Below are 8,070 nucleotides of genomic sequence, written 5' to 3' on the forward strand. Positions count from 1 at the left end.
CCCGCTCTGGCGCATGGCGCGGCGCAGCAGGAAGGCGTTGCCGCCCACCGCCCAGACGAGGCGGGTCCGCTCCAGCTCGGCCAGGAGGTCCCTCGGCCGCCCGAAGTAGGCGCGCAGGTCGAGATCGTAGGCGTCGAGGCCCCGGTCGCCGAAGTCGGCGATCGGGTCGAAGACCTGGCGCGCGTAGGCCGCGCGGTCGGCGGCGGGGATGAAGTCGACGGCGTTCGAGATCACGCCGACCCGCGCGCCGGAGCCCGCCATGCGGATCAGCTCGGCGAAGCTGTCGCCGGTGCGGAACGAGGCGAGGTAGAGGCGCATGGCCCCGCCTCTAGCATCAGCCGGCCAACTTGGCCTCCAGCTCGGCCATGTCGGCGACGAACCAGACGTGGCGGCCGCGGTTCGACTCGCGGACGAAGTCGCGGAGCGCGGTGCTCTGCGCGATCGCGTCCGAGACGTCGCCGACGAAGGCGACGGCCACGCCGTAGTTCACGAATTTCTGGATCACGTTCCCGGCTATGCGATTGCTCAGAGCCAGGAAGTCCGCACCCAGCCGTTCGACCGGGATCGCCACCAGCGCCGGCCGGCTTGCGTAGGAGTCGCCGATGATGTCGGTGGCCGCGCGCTCGCTGTCGAGCTTCGGGCCCTCGGCGGCGCAGACGTAGACCGTTGCGCCGGCGATCTGGCGGACTTCGTCGCTCATGGAATCAGCGCCTTCTGCAGGAAGGCGTCGACCACGCAGCCCTGGTCGATCAGCAGATGCCCCGCCTGCGGCAGCCAGACGACCTCGGCCCCGGCGACGTTGCGGGCCAGCCGCTCGCGCGTGCCGGCCGAGTCGATCATCACGTCCTTGGCGCCCAGGATGGCCAGCAGCGGCATGTCGAGCCGCGCCAGCTCGGCGTCGGCGAAGGGCGGCAGCACTTCCGTGCGCGGGCGGAAATTGGCGAACGTCAGGTCCATGAACGCGCCATACGCCTGGGCGGCGGGCGAGAGGTTTGTCGGCTGCGGCGCGCCGCCGGCCATGCGCCGCATGATCTGCTGCCGGCCCCATTTGCCCAGCATCAGCAGCGGCAGCGCCCAGATCAGGATGTTCTTGTGCCGTCCGACACCGCCCGGGCAGAGCAGCGCCACGGCGCTCACCGTGTCCGGCCGCCGCGTGGCGTACTCGAGCGCCAGCCAGCCGCCCAGCGAGATGCCGACGAGGGCCGCGCGCGACACGCCCAGCCCGGCCATCACCTCGCCCAGCCAGTCGGCGTAGACGTGGCTCGCGAGCAGCGGGCGCGCCGCGGCCGAAAGGCCCGGCTCGCCGATCATGTCGACGGCATAGACGCGGAAGTGCTGGACGAGCCGCGCCGCTTCGCCCATCCAGCTCGCCGCGTTCGACGCCGAGCCGTGCAGCAGCAGGACAGGCGGCGCACCCTTCGGCCCGCTCGCGATCACGAACGTCTCGCCCTGCGCAGTGGGCACGCGCAACGGCTCGGCCTCGCCCGGCCAGAGCTTCAGGAACTCGCGATAGCGCGCGAGCACGGCCTCGCCGCCCGCGGCGGTCTTCCAGATGGCGGTCATGGTCAGCCCTCCAGCCAGACCTGGACGATCTTGAGCAGCGCGCCGGCGTCGCCAGGGCTCGCCTGGATGACCACCTTCGCCGTCCGGGCCTCGGGATCGTAGACCACGTCGGCGCGGGCGGGCAGGCCGCCGGGCTCACGGCCGTTCAGCACGGCCGGGACCATGCTCATCAGGCGGCGCGCCATGTCCGGCGTGACGTCCGGGACGTCGACGATGGCGGTCGTGCGCGCGCCGGCGGCTGCGGCGTTGGCGGGCGGAGTCAGGCCGCCGAACGCCTCTAGGTCGCTGCGCAGGATCCGGTACGACTTACCGACACGGGTGGCGCGCAGCCGTTCGTCCTTGATGGCGCGCAGGATCGTCTTCGGGTGGAGCTTCAGCCGCTCGGCGGCGTGCTCGACGGTGTAGACGTCCTGGGACATTGGGCCCGAGCCTCCAACTCGATGCGATCCAATGTTCCTTATTGTTCTATAAATTAGGAGTCAATGATACATTTTGAGACATTTTCGGCGTCCCGGCGACAGCACCGCCGACAGCCGGCCTTCGCCGCCGGTCCTAGGCCGCCTTCGCCCAGGCGGCCTCGAACCAGGGCGCGAGGCGGCGGATGGCCTCTTCGATCTCGGGCGTCGAGACCGCGAAGCTCAGGCGGATGAAGCGGTGGCCGTCGACGGGGTCGAAGTCGATGCCCGGAGCCGTCGCGACGCCGGTGTCCGACAGGAGCTGCTTGCAGAAGGCCAGGCTGTCGTCGGTCAGGCGGCCCACGTCGGCGTAGACGTAGAAGGCGCCGTCCGGCGGGGCGATCGTATCCAGGCCGAGCCGCGGCAGCGCCGCCAGCAGGAGTTCCCGGTTGCGCCGATAGGTCTCGAGGTGGCCCTCCAGCTCTTCGCGACAGTCCATGGCCACCAGCGCCGCGTGCTGGGCCAGCGACGGCGCGGTCAGGAACAGGGCGCCCATGTAGGCGATGGCGCGGGCGGCCTCGGCGCGGGGCGTGATCAGCCAGCCCAGGCGCCAGCCCGCCATCGAGAAGTACTTCGAGAAGCTGTTCACGACGACGGCGGTCGGCTCGAACTCCAGCATCGAGTGCGTGCGCTCGCCGTAGCTGAGGCCGTGGTAGATTTCGTCGGAGACGATGCGGATGCCGCGCGCGCGGCAGACCTCGGCGATCGCCTTCAGCTCGTCGGCCGGGACGATGGTGCCGGTGGGGTTCGCGGGGCTGGCCAGGATCACGCCGGCCGGCGCCGGGTCGAGCGCGGCCAGTGTTTCGGCGGTGAGCTGGTAGCGGGTCTCCGGACCGCAGGCGATCTCCAGCGGGACCATGTGCAGCGCCTTGACGTTGTTGCGGTAGGCGACGTAGCCCGGCCGCGCCATGGCGATCACGTCGCCGGGCTTGAACGTCGACGACAGCGCCAGCACCAGCGCCGGCGAGGCGCCGCAGGTCAGCACGATCTGGATCGGTTCGATCGTCACGCCGTAGGTCTCGGCGTAGTGGCGGCAGATGCGGGCCTTCAGCGGGTCGCTGGACCAATAGCCCATGGCGTCGGCGTCCAGCACGGCGTGGGCGCGCTCGATGGCAGCCTTGGGGGCGCCGGTGGAGGGCTGGCCGAACTCCATGTGGATCACCGAGCGGCCCTCGGCCTTCAGCCGCTGGGCCAGGCCGCTGATGGAGATGGCGTAGAACGGGTCGATCTCGGCGCTCATGCGCTCCGGTTACATGGCCGCGCCGCGATGTCGAGAGCCACCCCCGCGCGCGTGGCCCGCAACGCGGCAGGCGATTAGCGGGCGATGTCGGCGAACGAGGCGACCGCGCCGCCGTTCCTGTCGCGATAGGCCAGGACGATCGCCCGCTGCAGCGCGGCCGGCGCGATGACGTGGTCGGCCGGCAGCTTCGCCTCGTCGTCCACGCCCGCCTCGCGCAGGTAGAAGTAGTTGACCTTCAGCAGGTCGACGCCGTCGGCGGTCAGGCGTCGCGGGCCCAGCGCCGCCAGGGTCGCCTCGGCGAGGCCGGCCGTAGTGGGACCCACGGTCCTCGGTCCAGTCGCGCAGCACCGCGTCGCCGACGCTGGCGTGGACGTTGCGGACGGCCAACTCGCTCACGAGATCGCCTGCGGCCGCCGTTGCAGACCGGCTCTGCGCAGCCGGCGCCGGGGTCGAGGGCGCTGCGGCCGGCGCCGCTGGCGCGGACGGGCCGCCCTGCTTCACGATGGCGGTGACGACGAGGACCAGGCCGAAGAGAGCGAAGAGGACGCCAGGCCCCACCTTCGAGGCGCGGATCTCGATCCCGACCACCTTGACGGCAGACTCGCTGTCCGAGGTCCCGACGCCGCGCACCACTAGGAAGAAGCCAAGCAGGATACAGGCGGCGCCCAGGCCGAACACCAGGAGAAAGCTCGTCTCGCTGAACATCGACTGCCTCGGCTCGCTCTGCGGCTCGACCCAGGGTGGCGCCGGCGTTCGCGCAAGTCACGCCCGAGACTTGACCTCGGCGGCGGCGAAGGCGAAGGCGGACCCGAGAGGGGGCGCCGACGTGGCCGAGAACGAGAAGGCATCGAACCGACGCGTGCTGGGCGCGAGCCTGGTGGGGACGGCGGTCGAGTTCTACGACTTCTACATCTACGCGACGGCGGCCAGCCTCGTGTTCCCGCACCTGTTCTTCCCGAAGTCGTCGGAGTCGGCGCAGTTGCTGCAGAGCTACGCGACGTTCGCGGTGGCCTTCTTCGCACGGCCGGTGGGCGCGGCGTTCTTCGGGCACTTCGGCGACCGGATCGGGCGCAAGTCGACGCTGGTGGCGTCGCTGCTGACCATGGGGCTTTCGACCCTGCTCATCGCCTTCCTTCCGAGCTATGCCGTGGCCGGCTGGATCGCGCCGGCCCTCCTCTGCCTGCTGCGGTTCGGCCAAGGCTTCGGCCTCGGTGGCGAATGGGGCGGGGCGGCGCTCCTGGCGGTGGAGAACGCCCCGCCGGGCTGGCGGGCGCGGTTCGGGATGTTCCCGCAGCTGGGTGCGCCGGTGGGCTTCATCGCGGCGAACGGCCTCTTCCTGCTGCTGGGCCTGGGCCTCGGCGCCGACGACTTCCGCGAGTGGGGCTGGCGGCTGCCGTTCCTGGCCAGCGCGATCCTGGTGGGCCTCGGGCTGTGGGTGCGCCTGCGGATCGGCGAGACGCCGGCGTTCGAGAAGGCGATGGCCGAGTCCGAGGCGAGCCACGTGCCGATGGCCGAGGTGGTGAAGCGCCACTTCGGCGCGCTGCTGGGCGGGACCTTCGCGGTCGTGGCCTGCTTCGCGCTCTTCTACATCTCGACCGCCTTCGCGCTGGGGCACGGGACCGGCAAGCTGGGGTACGGGCGCGAGACGTTCCTGGCGGTGCAACTGGGGGCGATCCTGTTCCTGGCGGCGGGCATCGTCGCGGCCGGCTACTGGGCCGACGCCGCGAACCCGCGCCGCGTGCTGATGGCCGGCTGCGGCGCGACGGTGCTGGTGGGCCTGGCGATGGGGGCGATGATGGGCGCCGGGTCGCTCGCGCTGATCTGGCTCTGGCTGTCGCTGGCGCTCTTCACGATGGGCTTCGTCTACGGGCCGCTGGGCGCCTTCCTGCCCAGCTTGTTCCCGCCCCGGGTGCGCTACACCGGCGCGTCGATGGCCTTCAACCTCGGCGGCATCGTCGGCGGCGGCCTCGCCCCCATCGCGGCGCAGGCGCTAGCGGACAAGGGCGGCCTGACGGTCGTCGGCTACTATCTCGTGGCGGCCGGAGTCCTGAGCCTCGCCGGCCTGTTCACGGCCAAGGAACGCTACGTCGAGACCTAGACGGGCGCTTCGCCCGCGACGGTCGTGCGGTGCATCACGCGCAGGTGCCCGTCATAGCCGCCCTCGGCGAAATGCATGGTGCAGCGGTTGTCCCACATGAGCACCATCCCCTCCCGCCACCTGTGGCGGTAGCGGTACTTGTCCTGCAGCAGGTGCTTGTAGAGGAAGCCCAGCACCGCATCGGCCTCCATGTCGGTCAGCCCCTCGACGCCCACCGTATAGGTGGGGCTGACGAACAGCGCCTTGCGGCCGGTCACCGGATGGGTGCGGACCAGCGGGTGCGGGTGGGTCTTGTCGGCCTCGGCCGAGTACAGGATCTTCATCGTCCGCTTCTCGGTCTCGCGGGCGAACAGGCCGTTCGCACCGTAGGGCCGGCCGGCGGAGTGGATCGCCCGCAGCGGGGCCAGCAGCGACTTCATGGTGGGCGACAGGTCGTCGTAGGCCCGCGCGGCGTCGATGAAGAGCGTGTCGCCGCCCACCGGCGGGGTGACTTCCGAGCGCAGGATGGTGGCCGCCGGCGGCGCGGGCTGGAAGCTCCAGTCCGAGTGCCAGCCGCCACCGAAATTCGGGGCCTTCTCGTCGGGCTCGCGGCGCAGTTCCAGCACGTTGGGCCGGCCGGGCATGGGCGCGATGAACGGGTCCTCGCCGAAGGGGCCCATCTGCATTGTGAACGCCTCCAGCGCATCCAGGCTCAGCGGTTGGTCGGGGAACGACAGGACGGCGTGCTTCGCCCAGGCCTCGCGGATCGTCGCCATGACGCCGGACGGCAGCGGCCTCGACAGATCGACGCCCGTCACCTCGGCGCCGAAACCGCTCTCCTCGGCTTTCACCCGCACCGGGTCGGCCGTCGCCCCGTCCGCCATGGCATTCCTCCGCTGGGTCTAGCCGCCCAGTGCCCGAGTGTACGTCGCCAGGTCGAAGTAGTCCCGCCAGACCTTGATCTTGCCGCCCTGCATTTCGAACACCCCGCAGCAGGGGAGGTCCGCCCGCTTCTCGCCCACGCGGGTCCGGTCCAGCCGTTCGGCGATCACGACGTCACCGGCCTCGACGAGGTTGAGCACATCCCATTCGGTCGCCGACCAGTCCTTGACGAAGCCGGCGATGAACGCCTGGACGGCAGCGCGTCCGGCGACCGGCCGGGCGGGCATGTTGTGGTAGACGCCGTCGTCGGCGAAGAACCCGGCCAGTTCCGCGGCGTCGAGCCTCGACCAGGCGGCGATGAAGTTGCGAATGATCTCGCCGTTCGAAGCCATCGCGGCGCTCCTTCCCTTCCCTCGCGGCGCCTCGCTTCTGCGCCGGCGCTTCTTCGATTGCCGATGAAACACCCGTTTGCTTACACCGCGGCAAGCTTGTAATCGAACCCGGCCATGGCCGCTTTCGACACCACCGAAGACAAGCTCATCACGCTCACGCCGGACCGAGAGGTTTCCACGCGCGAGGTCTTCGGCGTGGATTTCGACATGAAGGTTCCGGCCTTCAGCGAGCGCGATCCGCATGTGCCGGACATCGATCCGGCCTACAAGTTCGACCCGGAAACCACGCGGGCGATCTGCGCCGGCTTCGCCCACGACCGCCGCGTCATGGTCCAGGGCTACCACGGCACCGGCAAGTCCACCCACATCGAGCAAGTGGCCGCGCGGCTGAACTGGCCGATGATCCGGGTGAACCTCGACAGCCACATCAGCCGGATCGACCTGGTCGGCAAGGACGCCATCGTCCTGAAGGACGGCAAGCAGGTCACCGAGTTCCGCGAAGGGATGCTGCCCTGGGCGCTCCAGCGCCCGATCGCGCTCGTCTTCGACGAGTACGACGCCGGCCGCCCGGACGTGATGTTCGTGATCCAGCGCGTGCTGGAAGCTTCGGGCAAGCTGACCCTGCTCGATCAGAACCGGGTGATCCGGGCGAACCCTTACTTCCGGCTGTTCTCGACCACCAACACCATCGGCCTCGGCGACACCACCGGCCTCTATCACGGCACCCAGCAGATCAATCAGGCCCAGATGGACCGCTGGTCGATCGTCACGACGCTGAACTACCTCAGCCACGACGTGGAAGCCGAGATCGTGCTGGCGAAGGCGCCGAACTACCAGACGGCCGAGGGCAAGCGGACCATCAACGCGATGGTTCGCGTGGCCGACATGACCCGCAACGCCTTCATGAACGGCGACATCTCGACGGTCATGAGTCCGCGGACCGTGATCACCTGGGCCCAGAACGCCGAGATCTTCGGCGGCGACATCGGGCTCGCGTTCCGCATGACCTTCCTGAACAAGTGCGACGAGCTGGAGCGCGGCACGGTCGCCGAGTTCTTCCAGCGCGCCTTCGGCCAGGACCTGCCGGAGAGTACGGCGCGGGTGCGGGTCGCCTAGGCGCCGATCCGCGCGGCCGCGCCGCCGAGGCCGCGGGGAGACAAGTCCTCGTGCGCCAGGCCGATGAAGAAGTAGGCCACGTCCACCTGCAGCGCACGAGCCACTCGCCAGAGCCGCTCCACAGTGAGGCGCGTGCTCGCGCTCTCGTATTTCTGGACCTGCTGGAAGGTGACGCCGCAGGCGGCGGCGAGGTCCTGCTGGGTGAGCCCCATCAGACGCCGCCGCCGCCTCATACGGCGGCCAACGAACGCATTCACGTCGGTCATCGGAATTCCCTAGATTCCCCAGGCTACGCAGGGACTTGAGTACCGGCGGCGCAGCGCCGGCGCGACCGAGCTTGCTCCG

General features: G+C 70.2%; 11 protein-coding genes. 2 read left to right on the forward strand and 9 right to left on the reverse strand.

The features are described from left to right. The 6 genes from JNL41_RS17035 to JNL41_RS17060 form a co-directional block, all read right to left on the reverse strand. Positions 1–318, reverse strand: a 318-nt coding sequence (locus tag JNL41_RS17035) for a hypothetical protein (RefSeq protein WP_293477026.1), incomplete at its 3' end; no start/stop codon positions are given. Positions 319–334: 16 nt separating this feature from the next. Next, positions 335–700 carry a DUF4180 domain-containing protein gene (locus JNL41_RS17040; protein WP_293477028.1) on the reverse strand — a complete coding sequence of 122 codons (366 nt, stop codon included), beginning with the start codon at positions 698–700 and terminating at the stop codon, positions 335–337. Beyond that, on the reverse strand, positions 697–1,563 hold the full coding sequence (locus JNL41_RS17045) for an alpha/beta hydrolase (RefSeq protein ID WP_293477030.1): 867 nt from the start codon (positions 1,561–1,563) through the stop codon (positions 697–699). The genes JNL41_RS17040 and JNL41_RS17045 overlap by 4 nt, the downstream gene beginning before the upstream one ends. A gap of 2 nt (positions 1,564–1,565) precedes the next feature. Beyond that, positions 1,566–1,982, reverse strand: coding sequence for a helix-turn-helix domain-containing protein (locus tag JNL41_RS17050; RefSeq protein WP_293477032.1), 417 nt, complete (start codon positions 1,980–1,982; stop codon positions 1,566–1,568). 133 nt (positions 1,983–2,115) lie between these two features. After that, complete coding sequence (locus JNL41_RS17055) at positions 2,116–3,258, reverse strand: aminotransferase class I/II-fold pyridoxal phosphate-dependent enzyme (protein WP_293477034.1); 1,143 nt, start codon at positions 3,256–3,258, stop codon at positions 2,116–2,118. Positions 3,259–3,332: 74 nt separating this feature from the next. Continuing rightward, positions 3,333–3,581, reverse strand: a complete 249-nt coding sequence (locus tag JNL41_RS17060; protein ID WP_293477036.1) for a hypothetical protein — start codon at positions 3,579–3,581, stop codon at positions 3,333–3,335. A 503-nt stretch (positions 3,582–4,084) separates the two neighbouring features. Between JNL41_RS17060 and JNL41_RS17065 the strand changes: the two genes are divergently transcribed. Continuing rightward, entirely contained in the window at positions 4,085–5,356 is a 1,272-nt protein-coding gene (locus JNL41_RS17065; RefSeq protein WP_293477038.1) for an MFS transporter, read from the forward strand. On the opposite strand, the gene JNL41_RS17070 is transcribed toward JNL41_RS17065, so the two are convergent. Further along, on the reverse strand, positions 5,353–6,219 hold the full coding sequence (locus JNL41_RS17070; protein WP_293477040.1) for a TauD/TfdA family dioxygenase: 867 nt from the start codon (positions 6,217–6,219) through the stop codon (positions 5,353–5,355). The two genes, JNL41_RS17065 and JNL41_RS17070, sit on opposite strands and share 4 nt — an antisense overlap. 18 nt (positions 6,220–6,237) lie before the next feature. Further along, on the reverse strand, positions 6,238–6,609 hold the full coding sequence (locus JNL41_RS17075) for a limonene-1,2-epoxide hydrolase family protein (RefSeq protein WP_293477042.1): 372 nt from the start codon (positions 6,607–6,609) through the stop codon (positions 6,238–6,240). A 114-nt stretch (positions 6,610–6,723) separates the two neighbouring features. Here JNL41_RS17075 and cobS point away from each other — a divergent pair, with 114 nt between their 5' ends. Continuing rightward, complete coding sequence (cobS, locus tag JNL41_RS17080) at positions 6,724–7,725, forward strand: cobaltochelatase subunit CobS (RefSeq protein WP_293477044.1); 1,002 nt, start codon at positions 6,724–6,726, stop codon at positions 7,723–7,725. Here cobS and JNL41_RS17085 read toward each other — a convergent pair. Further along, the gene (locus tag JNL41_RS17085) at positions 7,722–7,991 is read right to left on the reverse strand and encodes a helix-turn-helix transcriptional regulator (protein WP_293477046.1); all 270 of its coding nucleotides are present in this window, start codon (positions 7,989–7,991) and stop codon (positions 7,722–7,724) included. The two genes, cobS and JNL41_RS17085, sit on opposite strands and share 4 nt — an antisense overlap. Positions 7,992–8,070 lie beyond the last annotated feature (79 nt).

Source organism: Phenylobacterium sp. (genome assembly GCF_016793285.1).
Taxonomy (GTDB): domain Bacteria; phylum Pseudomonadota; class Alphaproteobacteria; order Caulobacterales; family Caulobacteraceae; genus Phenylobacterium.

What these genes read in the sequence shown, in the direction of transcription:
- JNL41_RS17055 (WP_293477034.1), bottom strand. Translation starts at nt 3,258, where the DNA reads ATGAGCGCCGAGATCGACCCGTTCTACGCCATCTCCATCAGCGGCCTG.
- JNL41_RS17070 (WP_293477040.1), bottom strand. Translation starts at nt 6,219, where the DNA reads ATGGCGGACGGGGCGACGGCCGACCCGGTGCGGGTGAAAGCCGAGGAG.
- JNL41_RS17040 (WP_293477028.1), bottom strand. Translation starts at nt 700, where the DNA reads ATGAGCGACGAAGTCCGCCAGATCGCCGGCGCAACGGTCTACGTCTGC.
- JNL41_RS17045 (WP_293477030.1), bottom strand. Translation starts at nt 1,563, where the DNA reads ATGACCGCCATCTGGAAGACCGCCGCGGGCGGCGAGGCCGTGCTCGCG.
- JNL41_RS17050 (WP_293477032.1), bottom strand. Translation starts at nt 1,982, where the DNA reads ATGTCCCAGGACGTCTACACCGTCGAGCACGCCGCCGAGCGGCTGAAG.
- JNL41_RS17085 (WP_293477046.1), bottom strand. Translation starts at nt 7,991, where the DNA reads ATGACCGACGTGAATGCGTTCGTTGGCCGCCGTATGAGGCGGCGGCGG.
- cobS (WP_293477044.1), top strand. Translation starts at nt 6,724, where the DNA reads ATGGCCGCTTTCGACACCACCGAAGACAAGCTCATCACGCTCACGCCG.
- JNL41_RS17075 (WP_293477042.1), bottom strand. Translation starts at nt 6,609, where the DNA reads ATGGCTTCGAACGGCGAGATCATTCGCAACTTCATCGCCGCCTGGTCG.